Genomic DNA, 20,628 nt, shown 5'->3' with positions numbered 1-20,628 from the left:
GAAATTGCCGGCCTTCTGTAGCCTCAAGTCAGGTAGAATGCGCGCCCGGTTTTTGGAGAAGCTCATGACCCTGCTCAAATTCAGCGATGTGTCCCTTGCTTTCGGCGCTATGCCGTTGTTGGACAAGGTGTCCTGGCAGATCGCCCGTGGTGAGCGGGTGTGCATCATCGGCCGCAACGGCACTGGCAAGTCCAGCATGATGAAGCTCGTCAAGGGCGACCAGAAGCCCGACGATGGCTCCGTTTGGCGCGCACCTGGCCTCAAGATTGGTGAATTGCCGCAAGAATTGCCGGTAGCCGACGAGCGGACCGTGTTCGACGTGGTCGCCGAAGGCCTCGACGGCGTTGGTGCGTTGCTTGCCGAATATCACCATCTGAGCCAGAACATCGTCACTGACGCCGATCTGGACAAGCTGATGCACGTCCAGCACGACCTCGAAGCCCGAGATGGCTGGCGCTTGCAGCAACTGGTCGACAGCACCTTGAGCCGTCTGCAGTTGCCTGCCGACAAGACCCTCGCCGAATTGTCCGGCGGCTGGCGTCGTCGCGTCCTGTTGGCTCAGGCGCTGGTTTCCGAACCGGACCTGCTGCTGCTCGACGAACCGACCAACCACCTGGATATCGGTGCCATCGCCTGGCTTGAAGAAGCGCTGAAGGATTTCCAGGGCGCCGTACTGTTCATCACGCACGACCGTTCATTCCTGCAGAACCTTGCAACCCGTATCCTGGAACTGGATCGCGGCGGCTTGATCGACTGGAACGGCGATTACGCCAGCTTCCTCGTGCACAAAGAGGCCACACTGGCCGCTGAAGAAACCGCCAACGCGCTGTTCGATAAAAAACTGGCCCAGGAAGAAGTCTGGATCCGCCAGGGCATCAAGGCGCGTCGCACCCGTAACGAAGGCCGTGTCCGTGCACTGAAAGCCCTGCGCGTCGAGCGTAGCGAGCGTCGCGAGCGTACCGGCAAGGCCAACATTCAGCTCGATACCGCCGACAAGTCCGGCAAGCAGGTGATGGTGCTCGAGAATGTGAGCTTCGCTCACCCGGGCGGCCCGTTCCTGATCAAGGATTTCTCGATGGTCCTGCAGCGCGGCGACCGCATCGGTCTGCTCGGCGCCAACGGTACCGGCAAGACCACGCTGTTGAAGCTGATGCTCAACGGTCTGCAACCGACCAGCGGCACAGTGGAAGAGGGGACGCGCATCGACGTGGCCTATTTCGACCAGTTGCGCCATCAGTTGGACCTGGAAAAGACCGTGATCGACAACGTCGCTGAAGGTCGCGACTTCATCGATATCGATGGCCAGAGCCGTCACGTACTGAGCTACCTCGGCGACTTCCTGTTCAGCCCGCAGCGTGCCCGCACGCCGGTCAAGGCGTTGTCCGGTGGTGAGCGAGCGCGTCTGCTGCTGGCGAAACTGTTCAGCAAGCCGGCGAACCTGCTGGTGCTTGACGAACCGACCAACGACCTCGACGTGGAAACCCTCGAACTGCTGGAAGAGGTCTTGCTGACCTTCAACGGCACTGTGCTGATGGTCAGTCACGACCGGGCATTCCTCGACAACGTGGTCACCAGCACCCTGGTCTTCGAAGGTGAAGGCAAGGTTCGCGAGTACGTCGGCGGTTATCAGGACTGGCTGCGTCAGGGCGGCTCGCCGCGCCTGCTGGGTGTGACCGAGAGCAAGTCCGGCAAAGCCGACCTGAATTCGGCTGTCGTGACGGCCGAACCTGCGCCGGTTGCTGCAGTGGAAACGCCAGCGCCGGTGGCGAAAAAGAAACTCAGCTACAAGTTGCAGCGTGAGCTGGAAGCCTTGCCTGGCCAGATCGAAGCCATGGAACAGCAGATCGCGGTGGTTGAAGCGCAGATGGCGGACGCCGGCTTCTATCAGCGTCCTCCTGCCGAGACGGCTGCAGTGATCGCTCAGCTTGAGCAGTTACAGGCTGAACTCGACGTGATGGTCGAGCGCTGGGCCGAACTGGATGCCTGATTGATCCGGCTATAAAAAAAGCCCGGCTTCACTCGTGTGAATGCCGGGCTTTTCGTAAGGGGTTTATTGTTGCTTGTTGTCAGCTTTTTTGCAGGCGCACGGCAAGTACATCGCAAGGCGCGCCGTGCAGCACGTCATTGGCAGTGGAGCCGAGCAACAGTGCCAGGCCATGCCGGCCATGACTGCCCACCACGATCAGGTCGCACGTTTGCTCCTTGGCGAGATGGTGAATCTCCTGTCGCGGCTGGCCGTAGGTCAAGTGGCTGTATTCCTTGGAGAGCTCCGGGTATTTCAGGATCAATCGCTCAAGGCGCTCCTTGGCCTGATCGAACTGTTGCTGTTGCAACTGGGAAAGGTCCATCGGCACGTCGCCGCCAAAGGCCATGGCCATCGGCTCGACGATATGCACCAGGGACAGCTTTGCGCCATTGCTCACCGAAAGTTCGCGGGCGCGGTGGATTACAGGATCGCACTCTTCGGTTAGATCTACAGCGACCAGAATATGGTGGTAGGGCATGAGGTGCTCCTCCTGAGGATTGCAATATTGGTAAGTATGGCTGGTTTCAAGCGCATTGGTTTCAACGTGACCCAATGGGCTCATCAAGAATCGGGAGTACAGATATGACGGTCTGGATAGTGGTGTCAATCCTGCTGGTGGTGCTGAGCCCGCTGGCCTGGTTGCGACCGTCTCGTGTCCAGAGCGGTCGCATGGCCCTGCGCATGGAGGCACGGCGCATCGGCCTTGCCATGCAATTGGCGCCCCAGGAGTGGCCGCACTGGCTGAGCCAGGAGCCGCCAAGCCCTTGCGCCCAGTACCACCGACCGCGCCGTGGCACTCAGCCAGCGTGCTGGAGCTATTGGCAGAAGGCGCCGGGTGTGTGGGTCAATCAGTGGCAGGAAGTCTGCGAGGATGGAGTGCTCCTGAATCATTTCGAAAAACTGCCTGCCAACGTCTACAAGGTCGAGGCAGACAAGCAAATGATTGCCCTGTATTGGGGCGAGAAGGGCGAAGCCGAGGTTCTGCAACAGATCGACGCTACGCTCAAGGCACTCGCCTGAACCCCGATCTGTTACGGAAGGCAATAAAAAGCCCGACATCATCATCGGGCTGAGGTTGGCCAGGCAGGCCGGTAATTCTTTGTGGCACAGATCTTACGCTGGGCATTCGTCAAAGCGTTCAAATTTTTTCTTCAGGGTCACGCCAGCGTAGCCTGTTAAACACAGGTTGCCGCGAATTAGGGCGACTTTTCTAACTATTGATTCTATGAACGGCCTCACATGCATCCGCATGTTGCAGGGCTTCGTGGTACGGAAGTGACCGGAAAGTCGCGTTTCAACCAGTATTTTGGGCGATTGACAATTGCCGGAAATTCCGTGAAGGTGACACACCCAAATCAAACGGGCGTATGAATTGAGCGTTTGTATTACAGACTGCTCCTACAGAATCCCGACTATCGCGTTGGCGGGTGTGCCTGGTGAGTTGGCGTTAGCATTGACGATAAACGTCCCTGCCGAGCCAGCCGCCTGCGTCCGACGTGTACTGTTCAGCTTCCATATCGTGGAGATCAGTTGATGATTTACGAAGGTAAAGCCATCACGGTTAAGGCTCTTGAAAGTGGCATCGTCGAACTGAAGTTCGACCTCAAGGGTGAGTCCGTCAACAAGTTCAACCGTCTTACCCTGAACGAGCTGCGTCAGGCTGTAGACACCATCAAGGCAGATGCTTCGATCAAGGGTGTGATCGTCAGCAGTGGCAAGGACGTATTCATCGTCGGCGCCGACATCACCGAATTCGTCGACAACTTCAAGCTGCCGGATGCCGAGCTTGTTGCTGGCAACCTCGAAGCCAACAAGATTTTCAGCGATTTCGAAGACCTCAACGTCCCGACTGTTGCCGCGATCAATGGCATCGCACTGGGTGGCGGTCTGGAAATGTGCCTGGCGGCGGATTTCCGCGTCATGGCCAGCACCGCCAAAATCGGTCTGCCGGAAGTCAAGCTGGGCATCTACCCAGGCTTCGGTGGTACCGTGCGCCTGCCGCGCATCATCGGTGCCGACAACGCCATCGAATGGATTGCCGCCGGTAAGGAAAACCGCGCTGAAGACGCACTGAAAGTCGGTGCCGTCGACGCGGTGGTCGACTCGCAGAAGTTGCACGAAGCGGCGCTGAACCTGATCAAAGGCGCCATCTCCGGTACGTTTGACTACAAGGCCAAGCGTCAGCCGAAGCTCGAAAAGCTCAAGCTCAACGCCATCGAACAAATGATGTCGTTCGAAACCGCCAAAGGTTTCGTGGCCGGCCAAGCGGGCCCGAACTACCCGGCGCCGGTCGAAGCGATCAAGACCATCCAGAAAGCTGCGAACTTCGGTCGCGACAAGGCCCTGGAAGTCGAAGCCGCCGGTTTCGTCAAACTGGCCAAGACCTCTGCCGCACAGAGCTTGATCGGTCTGTTCCTGAACGATCAGGAGCTGAAGAAAAAGGCCAAGGCCTACGACGAAATCGCCAAGGAAGTGAAGCAGGCCGCCGTATTGGGCGCCGGCATCATGGGTGGCGGTATCGCTTATCAGTCGGCCTCCAAAGGCACGCCGATCCTGATGAAGGACATCAACGAGCACGGTATCGAGCAAGGTCTGGCCGAAGCCGCCAAGCTGCTGGTTGGCCGCGTTGATAAAGGTCGCATGACCCCGGCGAAGATGGCCGAAGTGCTCAACGGCATTCGTCCGACCCTGTCCTACGGCGATTTCGGTCACGTCGATCTGGTGGTCGAAGCCGTGGTCGAGAACCCGAAGGTCAAGCAAGCCGTTCTGGCCGAAGTCGAAGACAAGGTCAAAGAGGACACCATTCTGGCGTCCAACACCTCGACCATTTCCATCACCTTGCTGGCCAAAGCCCTCAAGCGTCCGGAAAACTTCGTCGGCATGCACTTCTTCAACCCGGTGCACATGATGCCGCTGGTTGAAGTGATCCGTGGCGAGAAGTCCAGCGAAGTGGCCGTTGCCACCACCGTTGCCTACGCCAAGAAAATGGGCAAGAACCCGATCGTCGTCAACGACTGCCCGGGCTTCCTGGTCAACCGTGTGCTGTTCCCGTACTTCGGCGGTTTCGCCAAGCTGGTCAGCGCCGGCGTGGACTTCGTCCGCATCGACAAGGTCATGGAGAAGTTCGGCTGGCCAATGGGCCCGGCATACCTGATGGACGTGGTCGGCATCGACACCGGCCACCATGGTCGTGACGTCATGGCTGAAGGCTTCCCGGATCGCATGAAGGACGATCGCCGTTCGGCCGTCGACGTGCTCTATGAAGCCAAGCGCCTGGGCCAGAAAAATGGCAAGGGTTTCTACGCCTACGAGACCGACAAGCGCGGCAAGCAGAAGAAAGTCGCCGATCCGTCGGTGCTGGAAGTGCTCAAGCCGATCGTTTTCCAACAGCTCGAAGTCACTGACGAAGACATCATCAACTGGATGATGATCCCGCTGTGCCTGGAAACCGTGCGCTGCCTGGAAGACGGCATCGTCGAAACCGCCGCCGAAGCCGACATGGGTCTGGTCTACGGTATTGGTTTCCCTCCATTCCGTGGCGGTGCGCTGCGCTACATCGATTCGATCGGTGTTGCAGAGTTCGTTGCCCTGGCTGACCAGTACGCTGATTTGGGCGCGCTGTACCACCCGACCGCGAAGCTGCGTGAAATGGCCAAGAACGGTCAGAGCTTCTTCGGTTAAGCGCCCACACTAGAGCGAGAGTGAAAGTATATGAGCTTGAATCCTAGAGACGTCGTGATTGTCGACTTCGGTCGTACGCCGATGGGCCGCTCCAAGGGCGGCATGCACCGCAACACCCGCGCCGAAGACATGTCGGCACACCTGATCAGCAAATTGCTGGAACGCAACGTCAAGGTCGACCCGAGCGAAGTCGAAGACGTGATCTGGGGCTGCGTTAACCAGACCCTGGAGCAGGGCTGGAACATCGCCCGCATGGCGTCCCTGATGACTCAGATTCCACACACCTCGGCCGGCCAGACCGTCAGCCGTCTGTGTGGCTCGTCGATGAGTGCGCTGCACACTGCCGCGCAAGCGATCATGACCGGCAACGGTGACGTGTTCGTCGTTGGCGGCGTCGAGCATATGGGTCATGTGAGCATGATGCACGGTGTCGATCCGAACCCGCACATGTCCCTGTACGCGGCGAAAGCCTCGGGCATGATGGGCCTGACCGCAGAAATGCTCGGCAAAATGCATGGCATTACTCGCGAACAGCAGGACGCCTTTGGCGTGCGCTCCCACCAACTCGCCCACAAGGCGACCGTGGAAGGCAAGTTCAAGGACGAAATCATCCCGATGCAGGGCTACGACGAGAACGGTTTCCTGAAACTGTTTGACTACGACGAAACCATTCGTCCGGAAACCACCCTGGAAAGCCTGGCGGCTCTGAAACCAGCGTTTAATCCGAAGGGCGGCACCGTGACCGCTGGTACTTCGTCGCAGATCACTGACGGTGCTTCGTGCATGATCGTGATGTCGGCACAGCGTGCCCAGGACCTGGGCATCCAGCCGCTGGCGGTGATTCGCTCGATGGCAGTGGCAGGTGTGGACCCGGCGATCATGGGCTATGGTCCAGTACCGGCAACGCAGAAAGCATTGAAGCGCGCGGGCCTTGGCATCAACGATATCGACTTCTTCGAGCTCAACGAAGCTTTCGCTGCACAGGCCCTGCCAGTGCTGAAAGATTTGAAAGTGCTCGACAAGATGAACGAGAAGGTTAACCTGCACGGCGGCGCGATCGCCCTGGGTCACCCGTTCGGTTGCTCCGGTGCACGTATTTCGGGCACCTTGCTGAACGTGATGAAGCAGAATGGCGGCACCTTCGGGGTGGCTACCATGTGCATTGGTCTCGGCCAAGGCATCTCCACCGTCTTCGAACGCGTTTAAGCGTTTCGTCGATGGAAGCCGGGGCCAAGTGCCCCGGTTTTTGTTTTTCCGGATTTATTTTGTTTTTATTTTGAAAAAATTTGAGTGAGGGCCAAAGCATGCCGATACAACCTGGGCTCTACCAACATTACAAAGGTCCGCAGTACCGCGTATTCAGTGTTGCGCGGCATTCGGAGACCGAAGAAGAAGTGGTCTTCTACCAAGCCCTGTATGGCGATTACGGCTTTTGGGTACGTCCCTTGAGCATGTTCCTGGAGTCGGTCGAGGTTGACGGCGAACAGGTGCCACGCTTTGCTTTGGTGCAAGCCGAACCGAGCATTTTTCCGCAGCCATAAGGGGAGTGCGCGCAGAACCCTGCGCTTGACCTCACCTTGTAGCCACTATATATAGCGGTGCCGCGTCAGGCGCCAACCGCCTTTCACTTCTAGAATTCAGGAATTTTCTGATCCATGGGCAAATCGCTGGTCATTGTGGAATCCCCGGCTAAGGCCAAGACCATCAACAAGTATCTGGGTAACCAATACGTGGTGAAGTCGAGTATCGGCCATATCCGAGACCTGCCCACCAGCGGTTCGGCTAGCGCCAGCAAAGAGCCTGCCGCCAAGCGTGGCAAGGCCGCCGCAGGCGAAGGTCCGGTGCTCACGCCGAAAGAGAAAGCGCGCAAGCAGCTGGTCTCGCGCATGGGTGTCGATCCCGATCATGGCTGGAAAGCCAAGTACGAGATCCTCCCGGGCAAGGAAAAGGTTATCGAAGAGCTGCGCCGGCTCGCCAAAGATGCTGACACCATCTATCTCGCAACCGACTTGGATCGCGAGGGGGAAGCCATTGCCTGGCACCTGCGCGAAGCCATCGGTGGTGACGACAGCCGCTACAAGCGCGTGGTGTTCAACGAAATCACCAAAAAAGCGATCCAGGAAGCTTTCTCCCAGCCGGGCGAGCTGGACATCGATCGCGTAAACGCTCAGCAGGCGCGTCGCTTCCTCGACCGCGTGGTGGGTTACATGGTTTCGCCGCTGCTGTGGGCCAAGGTTGCTCGTGGCCTGTCCGCCGGTCGCGTGCAATCGGTTGCCGTGAAGCTGGTGGTTGAGCGTGAGCGCGAAATCCGCGCGTTCAACCCGGAAGAGTACTGGGAAGTTCACGCTGACCTCGGCACCGCCAAGGGCGCGACTGTGCGCTTCGACGTGGCTCGCGAGAAAGGCGAAGCCTTCAAGCCGCTCAACGAAGCCCAGGCCATGGCCGCGCTGGAGAAGCTCAAGGCTTCCAGCTACAGCATCGTCAAGCGCGAAGACAAACCGACCAGCAGCAAGCCGTCGGCACCGTTCATCACCTCCACCCTGCAGCAGGCCGCGAGCAACCGCCTGGGCTTCGGTGTGAAGAAAACCATGATGATGGCCCAGCGTCTGTACGAAGCCGGCTACATCACTTATATGCGTACCGACTCCACCAACCTCTCGGCCGATGCCGTGACGATGGCGCGTACTTATATTGAAGGCGAATTCGGCAAGAAGTACCTGCCGGAAACCCCGAACGTCTACAGCAGCAAGGAAGGCGCACAAGAGGCTCACGAAGCGATTCGTCCGTCTGACGCCAATACCGAGCCAAGCAAGCTGTCGGGCATGGAGCGTGATGCCGAGCGGCTTTACGAGCTGATCTGGCGCCAGTTCCTCGCCTGCCAGATGCTGCCGGCCCAATACCTGTCGACCACGGTCACCGTCGGTGCCGGTGACTTCGAGTTGCGCGCCAAGGGCCGCATCCTGAAGTTCGACGGTTACACTCGCGTCATGCCGCAAATCACCAAGCCTGGCGATGACGACGTGCTGCCGGACATGGCCCAGGGCGATGCGATGAAGCTGATCAAGCTTGATCCGACCCAGCACTTCACCAAGCCGCCGGCGCGTTACTCGGAAGCGAGCCTGGTAAAGGAAATGGAAAAACGCGGCATCGGTCGTCCTTCGACCTACGCGGCGATCATTTCGACCATCCAGGACCGCGGCTACGTGGCGCTGCACAACCGTCGTTTCTATTCGGAAAAGATGGGCGACATCGTCACCGAGCGTCTGACCGAGAGCTTCTCCAATCTCATGGACTACGGCTTCACCGCCGGCATGGAAGAGAATCTCGATGACGTGGCCCAGGGCGAGCGCGACTGGAAAAACGTGCTCGACGAGTTCTATGGCGACTTCAAGAAGAAACTCGAAGTGGCCGAAAGCGCCGAAGGCGGCATGCGCGCCAACCAGCCGGTAATGACTGATATTCCATGTGTGGTGTGCGGTCGTCCGATGCAGATTCGTACTGCATCGACCGGCGTGTTCCTCGGTTGCTCGGGCTACAGCCTGCCGCCAAAAGAGCGCTGCAAGGCCACCGTCAACCTGGTGCCGGGCGACGAAATCGCTGCGGACGACGAGGGCGAGTCGGAGTCGCTGGTTCTGCGCGGCAAGCACCGTTGCCCGATCTGCAGCACGGCGATGGACGCTTACCTGCTCGACGAGAAGCGCAAGCTGCACATCTGTGGTAACAACCCGGATTGCGCAGGCTACGAGATCGAAGAGGGCGCTTACCGCATCAAGGGCTACGAAGGTCCGAGCCTGGAATGCGACAAGTGCGGCAGCGAGATGCAGCTCAAGACCGGCCGTTTCGGCAAGTTCTTCGGTTGCACCAACGCAACCTGCAAGAACACCCGCAAGCTGCTGAAAAGCGGTGATGCGGCGCCGCCGAAGATGGATCCGGTGAAGATGCCTGAGCTCAAATGCGAAAAGGTCAACGACACCTATATCCTGCGTGACGGTGCTTCCGGCCTGTTCCTGGCGGCCAGCCAGTTCCCGAAAAACCGCGAGACCCGTGCGCCATTGGTCGTCGAGATCGTGCCGCACAAGGATGAGATCGATCCGAAGTACCACTTCCTCTGCGAAGCACCGAAGAAAGATCCTGACGGTCTGCCAGCAGTGATCCGTTACAGCCGCAAGACCAAAGAGCAATACGTGCAGACGGAAGTCGACGGTAAGCCGACTGGCTGGAAAGCGTATTACGATGGTGGCAAGTGGACGGTTGAAGACAAGCGTCCAGCAGCCAAGGCTTAAAAGCCGCTGCACATAAAAAGGCCGCATGACAACCCTCGGGTTTTCATGCGGCCTTTTTGTTTTGGGCTTGCGGTGAGCTTGGGTGATCCATGACACTGTCAGACCTGCGTGAAGCAATTATTTCGTTGTGGAGGCTGCCGTCATGGCCCACGAACTCTATACCCGTACCAACCAGAAAATTTATTTCGCCGGCTTGTCGCTGGAAGCGCTCGCCAAGGCCGAAGAGGGGCGAGCGATGAACTCCCTGGCGCTGATTCAGGCCGGTCGCGAATCGGCGTTGTTTCACCTGTACGGGGCGCTGTTGGGGCTGTGCCATGAAATCGCCGGTTTCTATCGCTTGCCTCAGGCCAATGCGCCACGGGCAGAGATGCTGCTGACCCGCGAAGTACTCGAAACCATCGCTATTCCGGAAATGGCCGAGATGGTCGAGTTGGCGCAAAACCCTGAAACCTGGCTGGCCAAGCTGCTGTCGGCTTATGCCGCACTGTTTCAACCGCCTCGTGCTCCACACAAGCCCAAGGGTGATGTGACGCAGCCGCTTATTCTGGCCGTCAACCTGGACGAAGAAGAGGCGTCTGAAGAGCTGAGCCGGGAAGAACTGGAGAGCTGGCGCCAGAATCTGAAAAGCTTGGCGATCCGGTTTCGCGACGGGCTGAACGAGTGCTGAAAGATTGAGTGCTCGGTGAATGGTCCGCCCAAGGAAGCGTGATGTCAGAAATTTCTCTTCGTGATGGCATCTGGTCAAGATCCTGAGCGAAGCTTGGCCGATGCCTATATAATCCCTGCCTTTCGTGGAGAACAGTCCTTTATGCCAACGTCCTTTCTAGAAATTGTCGAGTTACCAGACGGCCGAATCGAGCTGCGTAGGGCCGAGGACGAGGGTTCTCTGGTTACTTTGGATTTCTCCGAGGATGCCAAGGCTTTCCTGCAAGGCCAGCACGTGGAAGTCGCCAAGGCGATGTTGAGCGTCGGTGTTCAGATGGCAGGACGCCTGGTTGAAGGCGAATTTGATAAGGAAGAGGGGCCACGAGTTCTTCATTGATCCCGCCCGTCGGATTTTGCGGATACCTCTACAGACCGGCTTCTCTATCCTTGGAGAAGCCCCGCGCTGTTCAGTGCAAACACTGTTTTGTCAGTTAACCCAGCCGAATATTCAGACTTTGCGCATCCCCGGTACGGGCGGCGCTGATCAGCTGTTGCCGCGACGATGTGCTCAACGGGTTTAGCCAGCTGACGACCGTATGGCTGCGGCCAAGTCGCAAAGCTTCACAGGTCAGCTGCTGAGCGCTCTGTGTGCCGCGTGGTTGCAGCAGCAGAATGCGTTCACGGTTCAGGCCGGCGTCTCGCAGCCAGGCCTGGGTCAGGCTGGCGGGCGGGGCGATCAGCGTCAGCCAGCGAGCGTCCTGATCCTGGCTCAGCTCCCTGAGGATTGGTGCCAGAAGGTTCAGGCAGTTCCCGGCCGCGCCACGCAATGACAGCTCGCTGAAGACTTCGGGCTCGGCGCTCCAGGGCGACTCGACCACTTCTTTCAGGATCGGCGCCAGCGGCTGCGCCATGAATGCCTCGAACAACGGCAGTTGGGCTTGCTGTGAAGTGTGTGGGAACTGCATAAAGCCTCCTTTAGCGGCGAATCACGCCGACGCTCAAGCCTTCGATCACCAGTTCCTGATCTTTCAGGTTGACTTCGATAGGGGCAAATTCAGGGTTTTCGGCAATCAGCCAGACTTTGCTGCCGTCGCGCTTGAAGCGCTTGACGGTCACTTCGTCGCCAATCCGCGCCACCACGATCTGACCGTTACGGGCTTCGCGGGTGGTATGGACGGCCAGTAGGTCTCCGTCGAAAATGCCGACGTCCTTCATGCTCATGCCATGAACCCGCAACAGATAGTCAGCGCGAGGGTGGAAGAACGAAGGGTTGATGTTGCAGGATTCTTCGATGTGCTGCTGGGCGAGGATCGGAGCGCCTGCTGCCACTCGGCCGATGATCGGCAGGGTAGAATCGTCGGCCTTGGCTTCGAAGCCGGGGATGCGAATGCCACGGGAGGCGCCCGGGGTCATCTCGATTGCGCCCTTGCGGGCCAGTGCCTTGAGGTGTTCTTCCGCCGCGTTGGGCGACTTGAAGCCCAGTTCCTGAGCGATTTCCGCGCGGGTTGGCGGGTAGCCGTTGTCTTCGAGGCAGCGTTTGATGAAGGCCAGAATCTCTGCTTGGCGTGGCGTCAGCTTTAGCATATTGATCGCTCTGTCTTTTTATACAGTGACTGGGATTATATACAGTGAACCGGTCTTGGCAATGCCCCTTTTTTTGCCGGCCGCTGGACGGTCATTCAGCTCGCCGATTGAAGCGCCAGTGTTGTATGGTTAAATAGCTGACCGACCATTCCCAAAACGAACCCGCCAGACTTGACAAGGCCTGGGCTGAAACGTATGTTTCAAACAAGTGTTTGTCAGGCGGAGTAGCCATGGCCCAGTCGGAAACCGTTGAACGCATTCTCGATGCTGCCGAGCAATTGTTCGCGGAAAAAGGTTTCGCTGAAACCTCGTTGCGTCTGATCACCAGCAAGGCCGGTGTCAATCTGGCGGCGGTGAACTATCACTTCGGATCGAAGAAGGCGCTGATTCAAGCGGTCTTCTCGCGTTTTCTCGGGCCGTTCTGCCTCAGTCTCGATAAAGAGCTGGAGCGCCGTCAGGCCAAACCCGAGAACAAACCGACCCTCGAAGAATTGCTGGAGATCCTCGTCGAGCAAGCCTTGGTGGTGCAACCACGCAGCGGCAACGACCTGTCCATCTTCATGCGTTTGCTGGGGCTGGCTTTCAGTCAGAGCCAAGGGCACTTGCGTCGTTATCTGGAAGACATGTACGGCAAGGTTTTCCGCCGCTACATGCTGCTGGTCAACGAAGCCGCGCCACGCATTCCTCCGATCGAACTGTTCTGGCGCGTGCACTTCATGCTCGGTGCAGCGGCATTCAGCATGTCGGGGATCAAGGCCTTGCGTGCGATTGCCGAGACCGATTTCGGCGTCAACACTTCCATCGAGCAAGTGATGCGTCTGATGGTGCCATTCCTGGCTGCGGGCATGCGTGCCGAAACCGGCGTCACCGACACCGCCATGGCCGCCGCGCAATTGCGTCCGCGCAGTAAATCGACTCCGGTAGCCGCCAAGGTTTAACCGCACACGGGTGGGCGCGGTGGCGGACATCCGCTAAGCTAGGCGCCCATGCCGACTCTCGTTTTGAACCCCCTCATTGATATCGCCGACCTGCCGGGCTCAGCCCATGGCGGCGAATTCGTGCGAGCCGGGTTTATCGTATTCAAGGAATTTCCATGACTGCTGGCCTGCAAGGCTCGTTGATGGTGGACGTCGCCGGTACCTGGCTGACGTCTGAAGATCGCCAATTGTTGCGCCAGCCCGAAGTGGGCGGCCTGATCATTTTTGCCCGCAACATCGAACACCCGCGTCAGGTGCGCGAATTGAGCGCCGCGATCCGCGCCATTCGTCCCGATCTGCTGCTGGCGGTCGACCAGGAGGGCGGTCGGGTTCAACGGCTGCGTCAGGGCTTCGTGCGACTGCCCGCCATGCGCGCCATCGCCGACAACCCGAATGCCGAATACCTGGCCGAACAGTGCGGCTGGATCATGGCGACCGAAGTGCTCGCGGTCGGTCTCGACCTGAGCTTCGCCCCGGTGCTGGATCTGGATTACCAGCGCAGTGCGGTGGTCGGTACCCGTTCGTTCGAAGGTGATCCCGAGCGCGCAGCCTTGCTCGCCGGTGCATTCATCCGCGGCATGAACAGCGCCGGGATGGCTGCCACCGGCAAGCATTTCCCCGGTCATGGCTGGGCCGAGGCCGATTCCCACGTTGCGATTCCCAACGACGAGCGCAGCCTCGAAGAGATCCGCGCCAACGACCTGGTGCCATTCGCGCGATTGAGCAAGCAATTGGCCGCCGTCATGCCGGCCCACGTTATTTATCCACAAGTCGATTCCCAGCCTGCCGGCTTCTCCCGTCGCTGGTTGCAGGACATCCTGCGCGGCGAGCTGCAGTTTGATGGCGTGATCTTCAGTGACGACCTGTCGATGGCCGGTGCGCACGTGGTGGGCGATGCCGCCAGTCGCATCGAAGCGGCATTGACCGCCGGTTGCGACATGGGCCTGGTGTGCAACGACCGTGCGGCTGCCGAGTTGGCTTTGAGTGCCGCCCAGCGGTTGAAGGTCAAGCCTTCGGCGCGTATCGCGCGGATGCGTGGGCAGGCGTACGCCAGCACCGAATACCGTCAAGACCCGCGCTGGCTGACGGCCGTCGGCGCGCTCAAAGAAGCTCAATTGATTGATTAAGGACTTTTCGTTATGACGGTTTACGCGATTATCGGTGGCACCGGCCTGACTCAACTCGAAGGCTTGAGCATTCGTCAGTCATTGGCGGTGGACACCCCTTACGGTGCGCCTTCGGCCGAGGTGCAGATCGGTGAGTACGCCGGCAAGGAAGTGCTGTTTCTCGCACGTCACGGCCACCCACACCGCTTCCCGCCGCATCAGGTGAACTACCGCGCCAATCTGTGGGCCTTGAAGCAAGCCGGAGCTGAAGCGATTCTCGCGGTCAACGCCGTGGGCGGGATTCATGCCGCGATGGGCACCGGGCATTTCTGCGTGCCGCATCAATTGATCGACTACACCAGCGGTCGCGAACACACCTATTTCGCCGATGACCTGGAACACGTTACACACATCGACTTCAGCTATCCCTACAGCGAACCCCTGCGTCAGCGATTAATCGCGGCGTTGGCGGCTGAAGGCGTCGGCTATAGCAGCCATGGCGTGTACGCCTGCACTCAAGGGCCACGTCTGGAAACAGTTGCTGAAATCGCGAGGCTGGAACGTGACGGTTGCGACATCGTCGGCATGACCGGTATGCCGGAAGCTGCATTGGCGCGTGAACTGGAACTGGACTATGCCTGTCTGGCGCTGGTGGTGAACCCCGCGGCGGGCAAATCGACGGCGGTCATTACCATGGCCGAGATTGAACAGGCACTGCATGATGGCATGGGCAAAGTGAAGTCGACGCTGGCGCGGGTATTGAAAGGCTAAGCTCGACACTCTCGAGCGCCAGTCTCGACGGGCTGCTGGCTAGCAATCGGTTGTTGATCGATGCGGCGATGCCGGCCATCGACTATCTGGCCGATCGCCAAGGCAAGGAAGGGCTGATCATCCTCGCCAATTCCGACGCCACCATCCTCGCCGTCGAAGGTCGCGCCGACCGTCTCAAGGGCAGCGGCCTGCAAGACATCACCCTTGGCGCAGGGGCATGGTCTGGCCGTCGGGCGGCCTCGACCCAGTCACCGCCAATGAGCATGCGCGGTGCGCGCTGGATGAACGCCGAGGTGGCGGGAAGCAGATAAGGGAGGGGCATGGCAAGACCTCTTGTTGTGCGTGAAAACGGGGGCTTGCTCACTGTTTGGCAATGGCTGTGCCAAGTGTCGGGAAGGGGCTGATAGCTCAGTGACAGCGGGGTTTTGAGTGATGCGAGGGGGCGGGCGACTCGCTTGGAGGTGTCGCAAATCGCGACAGCCCGATGAGACGACGAGCAACCTGTCACAGCCTTGAGACACCCGCTAATGAGGATTAGAATTTTCAGGCTAAAGGGTGAAATGACGGAGCATTTGCCCGGCATCCATCTGGCGTGAGGGAGGTAGCGATGTTCCTATCACCCCTGGAAATCCAAAACATCATCGAGCAAAGTTTTCTGCCCGCCGTGTGCACCTGTAGCATGGAGGCAGACCAGTTCCTGACGATTCGGGTCTGCGATTGCATGACCGGCAAAGTGGATCTGGTGGCCACTCACGTACCGGTATGGACACTGGACAGTCCCCATGCAATTGCATCGCTGGTGGCTGATATGCGGTTGGAAATCGAGGCTCACAAAGGCGTTCACCCGACGTTCTACAGCTGAACCGATGTCACGCCGCACCTGTCGATGGTGCGGCGTGCGTCTGTCATGTCAGGACGGGATTTTTCGGGAAATCTCATCGAACGTGTCGTTGTCTACAGCCGCCAGCAACCTTCTTCCATCCTTGAGTGTGGCCAGAAAGGTTACCTCGGTTTCCTTGCCAGCCAACATGAAGCCGGCAATTGCGCCGATAGGCCCCAGCAACATGGCCCCCGCCACGCCGAAGCCGATGACATCCTTGATGTTGTTGATCGAATCCTCGTTGGCCACTTCTACACTCTTGAACAATGAGAGCGGGAGGGTGATGCCGGGCCACGGGTGAAGCGACGTCCTGAGCGTGAAAACGCCGTCTGTGTACTCTCCATCACCCTGCAGAAAGTCCCCCGCCAGGACCGTTATGCTTGCCATGTTCTTACCCTCTGACTGGCAATCGGTGAACCCACATTTCGCGCCTGCACTGCAGCATCGTCAATCGCCGGGCGATGAAGTGTTCCGGCCGGGGGCCTCTATGCTTGTCTCACACTGCAACAGATATCGCGATATTAGACGCGGGCGATCTCGTTCAGACGCGCCCATAAGCCAGTTATTTCAAGTAACTGATTGATTTTTATAGTGATCGTTAAGCTGGCACGCGGCGGCATCAAGAACGCCGCAGCATCAAGCCTCAGGCACCGGGCAACTCAAATCCCCTTCCTTGCACTTCAAGTAAGTCTTGAAGGCTTCGACCCGCGCCTTGGTCAGCGCCGTGGTGCAGTTGCTATAGATCAGCGGGTAAACACTGCCTCCCTCCACTCCGGACGCCGAGAACTTGCACTCGGCATCGCGAAACGCAATCCATGAGCGCTGGGCACCGACCAACAGCTTCTTGGCGTCAGGGCTGTCCTTCAATCGCGTGGTGATCTGCTGGTAAAGCGCATTCAGCTCCTTGTCGGCGGCCTTGTTCTGCTGCGCTGCGCACTGATTCATCGTCGTCTGGTCGGTGGCGTTGTCGCAGTCGACGGCATGCGCAAGAGGGGTGAACAGCAGCGGCGTCAGTGCCAGGAGCAAGCGTGGGTGCATGGGAATTCTCGCTGTGACAATTGAAAAGAGGAGGTTGCAGTGTAGCGAAGACGCAGGCTTCAGCTTGTAGAAAGGGCGCCTGAAGCCGCGAGTAACTGGTCCGCACAAACCTGGATGTCAGCGCGCCTGTGCAACTTCGCCAGCCAGCCTTCAGGGATGGCCTGCGCACCATAGTGAGCCCCGGCCAACTGACCGACGATGGCGGCAGTGGTATCGGCGTCGTCACCCAGGTTCGCGGCTTCGAGGATGGCGGCTGCAAAACTGTCAGTGTGGTGAAAGCACCACAAGGCCGCTTCCAGTGATGCAACGCAGTAGCCGCTGCCCCGGATATCGTCTTTGGACTTGTCGAGGTAGTCGCCTCGGGCGATGGCCATGACTTTTGGTTCCAGGAATATTGTCTCTGGCAGGCGCTGCAAATCCGGCTTGGTGGCGCCTAGCAATGCCTTGCGGAGCAGTTCGGCAAGCAACTGACAGCATTCAAGTGCCTCCGGCGCGGCATGGGTAGTACGCGAACTGTCTACGGAAAACGTCCTGATCCGGTCGCGGTCGGGAAAGTAGTACAAGACTACCGGCGCCAGCCGCATCAGCGAACCGTTGCCCGCCGTGTCGGGATCGGAGGAGCCTGCGAATGGCTGACCGGTTTTCTGATAACGAACCAGCGCATCACGTACGGTCATGCCAATGTCGAAGCATTCGCCGGTCGAACTCTGGTAACCCCATTGCCACCAGTTGAGGTAACGGCCCATCTGGTCAGCCGCATCAAAACCTTTTTTGTTCAGCAGACTTTCAGCCAGGCAAAGTGCCATGGATGTGTCATCGGTCCATTGCCCCGGCTTCAGATTGAACGGGCCGCCGCCAACCATATCGGTCAGGGGCTCGAACGAGCCGCGTGGCTGGAATTCGACACTGGTGCCGATAGCATCTGCGCAAGCAAGCCCAAACAGGGTTGCGCGATAACGCTCCGTGAGTGAAGGCTGCATGAATCTTCCTTGTAAGGTTGCACGTCGTTGCAAACGTTAGCAGTTTCAATCCGTTGACTGTGCCTTTCAAACCAGAACTTATGGCCAAAATCGAGGCCGAATATTTCAGGTACGGTTGATTGCATCAGCCGTTTGATACAACTTTTAGGTTGGTCTTCTGGTCTTTACGGGCCTACTGTTCAATACAGGAGGTGACTTATGAACCCAGCATCAGATCGCATCGAAAGGAAGATCCTGCTCAAGGCGCCGCGCTCGCGGGTCTGGCGCATGCTGGCCAATGCCGAAATGTTCGGACAATGGTTCGGCGTGGCACTCGAAGGCAAGCGCTTTGTCGCCGGCGAGTGGACCCAGGGGCAGATTACGTATCCTGGTTATGAGCACTTGTTGTGGAATGTACTGGTGGAGCGGGTCGAGCCGGAGCGGGTGTTTTCGTTTCGCTGGCACCCGTATGCGGTGGAGCCGGAAGTCGATTACTCTCAGGAGCCCACCACGCTGGTGAAATTCGAACTCCAGGACATGGACGAAGGCACGCTGTTGACGGTCGTCGAGTCCGGTTTCGATCACGTTCCCCAGTCGCGCAGGCTCAAGGCTTTCCGCATGGACAGCCGTGGCTGGGATGAGCAGATGAACAACATCGAACAGTTTCTGGCAGAAAACACCAAGGCCCACGAGCGTCAGGGAAGTTGATGGCTGCAAGCCGCGAAATTCGCGGCTTCGGCCCATGATGGTTGATACGTCCAAGGGTTTTCGGAAGGGTGGCTATAGCGAATGTCTTACACGCGGTAGTAGCTATATCGTCTATTGCGGATTGGATCCGAAGCGTAATCTAGCCCCATCAACTGAAGCACAGGAAGTGCTCAGGGTCACGGATGATCGACCATAAGCAAGGATTGCTGCCGACAGGGAGTCGATATGGTCTTGGGAAAACCCGCTTCGGCGGGTTTTTTTTCGTCTGCAGGAAACTGCGACCGATCGCCCGTACCTGTACCCGTACTAGTAGCAGCTGCCGAACGCAGCCTTCGGCAGCTGCTACAGGGGCTGCTTTCAGGTGCTGAATGGTCAATGGCTTACACGCAGCCGCTGTTATGTCGTCTTTTGAAGCTTCGCCAATGTGTTTAATCTGGATCCATCAACTGAACACAGGACGTGTTCAGGATCACGGATGATCGACCATACGCCAGGATGGCTGCCGACAGGATGTCGCAATGGTCTTGAGAAACCCGCTTAGGCGGGTTTTTTTATGGGTGTCAGAAAAGTCCGTCAGATGTCCACGACTTCATGCAGAGTCTCCAGGGCGCGCTTCAACACGTCGAGGCTGATCGATCCCATGGCCACCCGCAGTGCAGGAGGCACATGAGTGGTCGTGGCAAAGGGTGCGGCGCTGGTCACCTGCACGCCTTTTCGTTCCAGCTCGGCAACCACCGTTTCGGCCCGCAAGCCTTCGGGCAATCTGAGCCAGAGGTAGTAGGAAGCGGGATGCGCCACCAGTTCGCAGTTTTTCAGGATTTGCCGAGCCAGGTCCTGTCGCTGCCGGGCGTCCAGGCGTTTTTGCTCTTCGAGGTTGTCGACTTCGCCGCTATCGATCCAGCGGCAGGCCAGCGCGACGGTCAGCGACGGGGTGCTCCATGTCGACACTCGGATGGCTTGCTCCAGCGCCGGCATCATCGCTTTCGGTGCAACGATGAAACCGATGCGCAGGCCCGAGGCAACGCTTTTCGACAGGCCGCTGATGTACAGCGTGCGCTGCGGGGCCAGGGTAAACAGCGGTTTGGGTGCCGGTTCTGCGAGGAAGGCATAGGCGCCGTCTTCGATGATCAGAAAGTCGTATCGCTCGGCCAATTGCACCAGGCGTTCACGGTCGGCGATGGACATCACCGTCCCCAACGGATTGTGCATCGTCGGCATGCTGTAGAGCGCCCGCACGGGGCGCCGCTTGCACAGCGCTTCCAGGGCGTCGAGGTCGGTGTGCCCGGCGATTTGCGGGAGGGCTTCGAGGTCCAGCCGATGGGCCTGGGCCAAGGTTTTCAGGCCGGGGTAGGTGAGGGCGTCGAGGGCCAGAATATCTCCCGGCTTGAGCAGTGCCATCAGCGTCACGGCAAGACCTTGCTGGGCGCCGTTGACGATCAGAACCTGATCGCCCCCCACCCGAATGTCCCGATTGCGTAAATGCCGGGCCGCCGTCTGCCGTTCATGCGGCCGCCCGCCCTGAGGCGCGGAATGCAATAGCGCATCGATATCCCCGGAGGCGGCAATCGCTCGCAAACCCTCGCGCAATAACTCGTCCTGACCGGGTACCGACGGGTAATTGAAGGTCAGGTCCACCGTGCCGATGCCCAGTGGTTGCTGTTCCAACCCCAGTCCGCGAGGCAAGGACGTGTCGCGCACAAAGGTGCCACGACCGGTCTCGCCGACCACCAGGCCGATCGCCTCCAACTCGTGATAGACCCGCAAAGCCGTGGCCAGGGCGATCCGTTCGCTCTGCATCAACGCGCGAATGGTCGGCAATTGCGTGGCGGGTGGCAGTTCACCGCTGCGAATCTTCCCGGCGAACTGATCCACCAGGCGTTTGTAGCGAATACGGGTCATGGGTGAGCGCTCTTTGTATCTGGATCAATTTTTTGTTTGTATCAGATTGGCGCTCTAATCTACAGGCTTTC

The 20,628-nt window shown here is 58.8% G+C and carries 20 protein-coding genes and 1 pseudogene; 14 read left to right on the top strand and 7 right to left on the bottom strand.

The features are described 5' to 3' along the window. The first annotated feature begins 64 nt into the window (after positions 1-64). Positions 65-1,987, top strand: coding sequence for an ATP-binding cassette domain-containing protein (locus AC07VO_RS10690; RefSeq protein WP_018925314.1), 1,923 nt, complete (start codon positions 65-67; stop codon positions 1,985-1,987). 79 nt (positions 1,988-2,066) lie between these two features. On the opposite strand, the gene AC07VO_RS10685 is transcribed toward AC07VO_RS10690, so the two are convergent. Continuing rightward, positions 2,067-2,504: a universal stress protein gene (locus AC07VO_RS10685; protein WP_007933196.1), complete on the bottom strand. Its 438-nt coding sequence runs from the start codon at positions 2,502-2,504 to the stop codon at positions 2,067-2,069. 104 nt (positions 2,505-2,608) lie between these two features. Between AC07VO_RS10685 and AC07VO_RS10680 the strand changes: the two genes are divergently transcribed. The 7 genes from AC07VO_RS10680 to AC07VO_RS10650 all read left to right on the top strand — a co-directional run bounded on the left by AC07VO_RS10680 (position 2,609) and on the right by AC07VO_RS10650 (position 11,032). Further along, a complete protein-coding gene (locus AC07VO_RS10680; protein ID WP_007933194.1) occupies positions 2,609-3,046 on the top strand; it encodes a hypothetical protein in 438 nt (145 codons plus the stop codon). 513 nt (positions 3,047-3,559) lie between these two features. After that, positions 3,560-5,707, top strand: coding sequence for a fatty acid oxidation complex subunit alpha FadB (gene fadB, locus AC07VO_RS10675; RefSeq protein ID WP_018925315.1), 2,148 nt, complete (start codon positions 3,560-3,562; stop codon positions 5,705-5,707). Between the two features lie 30 nt (positions 5,708-5,737). Beyond that, positions 5,738-6,913 carry an acetyl-CoA C-acyltransferase FadA gene (gene fadA / locus AC07VO_RS10670; protein ID WP_007933190.1) on the top strand — a complete coding sequence of 392 codons (1,176 nt, stop codon included), beginning with the start codon at positions 5,738-5,740 and terminating at the stop codon, positions 6,911-6,913. A gap of 98 nt (positions 6,914-7,011) precedes the next feature. Then, on the top strand, positions 7,012-7,248 hold the full coding sequence (locus tag AC07VO_RS10665; RefSeq protein WP_007933188.1) for a DUF1653 domain-containing protein: 237 nt from the start codon (positions 7,012-7,014) through the stop codon (positions 7,246-7,248). Between the two features lie 114 nt (positions 7,249-7,362). Continuing rightward, positions 7,363-9,990, top strand: a complete 2,628-nt coding sequence (topA, locus tag AC07VO_RS10660; RefSeq protein WP_086945119.1) for a type I DNA topoisomerase — start codon at positions 7,363-7,365, stop codon at positions 9,988-9,990. Positions 9,991-10,132: 142 nt separating this feature from the next. After that, a complete protein-coding gene (locus AC07VO_RS10655) occupies positions 10,133-10,657 on the top strand; it encodes a DUF6586 family protein (protein ID WP_064619098.1) in 525 nt (174 codons plus the stop codon). 141 nt (positions 10,658-10,798) lie between these two features. Continuing rightward, on the top strand, positions 10,799-11,032 hold the full coding sequence (locus tag AC07VO_RS10650) for a hypothetical protein (protein ID WP_007933173.1): 234 nt from the start codon (positions 10,799-10,801) through the stop codon (positions 11,030-11,032). Between the two features lie 94 nt (positions 11,033-11,126). On the opposite strand, the gene sulA is transcribed toward AC07VO_RS10650, so the two are convergent. Beyond that, complete coding sequence (gene sulA / locus AC07VO_RS10645) at positions 11,127-11,600, bottom strand: SOS-induced cell division inhibitor SulA (protein WP_018925320.1); 474 nt, start codon at positions 11,598-11,600, stop codon at positions 11,127-11,129. Between the two features lie 10 nt (positions 11,601-11,610). Continuing rightward, the gene (lexA, locus tag AC07VO_RS10640) at positions 11,611-12,219 is read right to left on the bottom strand and encodes a transcriptional repressor LexA (protein ID WP_026286346.1); all 609 of its coding nucleotides are present in this window, start codon (positions 12,217-12,219) and stop codon (positions 11,611-11,613) included. Positions 12,220-12,449: 230 nt separating this feature from the next. Between lexA and AC07VO_RS10635 the strand changes: the two genes are divergently transcribed. The 5 genes and pseudogenes from AC07VO_RS10635 (at position 12,450) to AC07VO_RS10615 (ending at position 15,935) form a co-directional block, all read left to right on the top strand. Continuing rightward, on the top strand, positions 12,450-13,157 hold the full coding sequence (locus AC07VO_RS10635; protein ID WP_018925321.1) for a TetR/AcrR family transcriptional regulator: 708 nt from the start codon (positions 12,450-12,452) through the stop codon (positions 13,155-13,157). A gap of 155 nt (positions 13,158-13,312) precedes the next feature. Beyond that, entirely contained in the window at positions 13,313-14,323 is a 1,011-nt protein-coding gene (gene nagZ / locus AC07VO_RS10630) for a beta-N-acetylhexosaminidase (RefSeq protein ID WP_019579917.1), read from the top strand. A 12-nt stretch (positions 14,324-14,335) separates the two neighbouring features. After that, the gene (locus AC07VO_RS10625) at positions 14,336-15,073 is read left to right on the top strand and encodes an S-methyl-5'-thioinosine phosphorylase (RefSeq protein WP_019579918.1); all 738 of its coding nucleotides are present in this window, start codon (positions 14,336-14,338) and stop codon (positions 15,071-15,073) included. Between the two features lie 11 nt (positions 15,074-15,084). After that, positions 15,085-15,297, top strand: a pseudogene (locus AC07VO_RS10620) (sigma-54-dependent Fis family transcriptional regulator); the annotation flags it as partial. 383 nt (positions 15,298-15,680) lie between these two features. After that, complete coding sequence (locus tag AC07VO_RS10615; RefSeq protein WP_018925324.1) at positions 15,681-15,935, top strand: DUF1652 domain-containing protein; 255 nt, start codon at positions 15,681-15,683, stop codon at positions 15,933-15,935. 48 nt (positions 15,936-15,983) lie between these two features. On the opposite strand, the gene AC07VO_RS10610 is transcribed toward AC07VO_RS10615, so the two are convergent. The 3 genes from AC07VO_RS10610 to AC07VO_RS10600 form a co-directional block, all read right to left on the bottom strand. Further along, a complete protein-coding gene (locus AC07VO_RS10610) occupies positions 15,984-16,340 on the bottom strand; it encodes a hypothetical protein (RefSeq protein WP_018925325.1) in 357 nt (118 codons plus the stop codon). A 249-nt stretch (positions 16,341-16,589) separates the two neighbouring features. Then, on the bottom strand, positions 16,590-16,991 hold the full coding sequence (locus AC07VO_RS10605; RefSeq protein WP_018925326.1) for a lysozyme inhibitor LprI family protein: 402 nt from the start codon (positions 16,989-16,991) through the stop codon (positions 16,590-16,592). Between the two features lie 59 nt (positions 16,992-17,050). Continuing rightward, entirely contained in the window at positions 17,051-17,971 is a 921-nt protein-coding gene (locus AC07VO_RS10600; protein ID WP_086945118.1) for an ADP-ribosylglycohydrolase family protein, read from the bottom strand. 198 nt (positions 17,972-18,169) lie between these two features. Here AC07VO_RS10600 and AC07VO_RS10595 point away from each other — a divergent pair, with 198 nt between their 5' ends. Further along, positions 18,170-18,658: an SRPBCC family protein gene (locus AC07VO_RS10595; protein WP_018925328.1), complete on the top strand. Its 489-nt coding sequence runs from the start codon at positions 18,170-18,172 to the stop codon at positions 18,656-18,658. 573 nt (positions 18,659-19,231) lie between these two features. On the opposite strand, the gene AC07VO_RS10590 is transcribed toward AC07VO_RS10595, so the two are convergent. Further along, positions 19,232-20,557 (bottom strand): aminotransferase-like domain-containing protein, encoded by a 1,326-nt coding sequence (locus AC07VO_RS10590; RefSeq protein ID WP_086945117.1) that lies wholly within the window; start codon positions 20,555-20,557, stop codon positions 19,232-19,234. Positions 20,558-20,628: the final 71 nt, after the last annotated feature.

Source organism: Pseudomonas sp. GW821-FHT03E01, from assembly GCF_059420765.1.
Note: the sequence above shows the minus strand (reverse complement) of the source record. Positions and strands in the feature narration are given on the sequence as shown.

Bases quoted from the DNA above. Each gene is read 5' to 3' on its own strand.
- AC07VO_RS10690 (WP_018925314.1), top strand. From the start codon at position 65: ATGACCCTGCTCAAATTCAGCGATGTGTCCCTTGCTTTCGGCGCTATG.
- AC07VO_RS10685 (WP_007933196.1), bottom strand. From the start codon at position 2,504: ATGCCCTACCACCATATTCTGGTCGCTGTAGATCTAACCGAAGAGTGC.
- AC07VO_RS10680 (WP_007933194.1), top strand. From the start codon at position 2,609: ATGACGGTCTGGATAGTGGTGTCAATCCTGCTGGTGGTGCTGAGCCCG.
- fadB (WP_018925315.1), top strand. From the start codon at position 3,560: ATGATTTACGAAGGTAAAGCCATCACGGTTAAGGCTCTTGAAAGTGGC.
- fadA (WP_007933190.1), top strand. From the start codon at position 5,738: ATGAGCTTGAATCCTAGAGACGTCGTGATTGTCGACTTCGGTCGTACG.
- AC07VO_RS10665 (WP_007933188.1), top strand. From the start codon at position 7,012: ATGCCGATACAACCTGGGCTCTACCAACATTACAAAGGTCCGCAGTAC.
- topA (WP_086945119.1), top strand. From the start codon at position 7,363: ATGGGCAAATCGCTGGTCATTGTGGAATCCCCGGCTAAGGCCAAGACC.
- AC07VO_RS10655 (WP_064619098.1), top strand. From the start codon at position 10,133: ATGGCCCACGAACTCTATACCCGTACCAACCAGAAAATTTATTTCGCC.
- AC07VO_RS10650 (WP_007933173.1), top strand. From the start codon at position 10,799: ATGCCAACGTCCTTTCTAGAAATTGTCGAGTTACCAGACGGCCGAATC.
- sulA (WP_018925320.1), bottom strand. From the start codon at position 11,600: ATGCAGTTCCCACACACTTCACAGCAAGCCCAACTGCCGTTGTTCGAG.
- lexA (WP_026286346.1), bottom strand. From the start codon at position 12,219: ATGCTAAAGCTGACGCCACGCCAAGCAGAGATTCTGGCCTTCATCAAA.
- AC07VO_RS10635 (WP_018925321.1), top strand. From the start codon at position 12,450: ATGGCCCAGTCGGAAACCGTTGAACGCATTCTCGATGCTGCCGAGCAA.
- nagZ (WP_019579917.1), top strand. From the start codon at position 13,313: ATGACTGCTGGCCTGCAAGGCTCGTTGATGGTGGACGTCGCCGGTACC.
- AC07VO_RS10625 (WP_019579918.1), top strand. From the start codon at position 14,336: ATGACGGTTTACGCGATTATCGGTGGCACCGGCCTGACTCAACTCGAA.
- AC07VO_RS10615 (WP_018925324.1), top strand. From the start codon at position 15,681: ATGTTCCTATCACCCCTGGAAATCCAAAACATCATCGAGCAAAGTTTT.
- AC07VO_RS10610 (WP_018925325.1), bottom strand. From the start codon at position 16,340: ATGGCAAGCATAACGGTCCTGGCGGGGGACTTTCTGCAGGGTGATGGA.
- AC07VO_RS10605 (WP_018925326.1), bottom strand. From the start codon at position 16,991: ATGCACCCACGCTTGCTCCTGGCACTGACGCCGCTGCTGTTCACCCCT.
- AC07VO_RS10600 (WP_086945118.1), bottom strand. From the start codon at position 17,971: ATGCAGCCTTCACTCACGGAGCGTTATCGCGCAACCCTGTTTGGGCTT.
- AC07VO_RS10595 (WP_018925328.1), top strand. From the start codon at position 18,170: ATGAACCCAGCATCAGATCGCATCGAAAGGAAGATCCTGCTCAAGGCG.
- AC07VO_RS10590 (WP_086945117.1), bottom strand. From the start codon at position 20,557: ATGACCCGTATTCGCTACAAACGCCTGGTGGATCAGTTCGCCGGGAAG.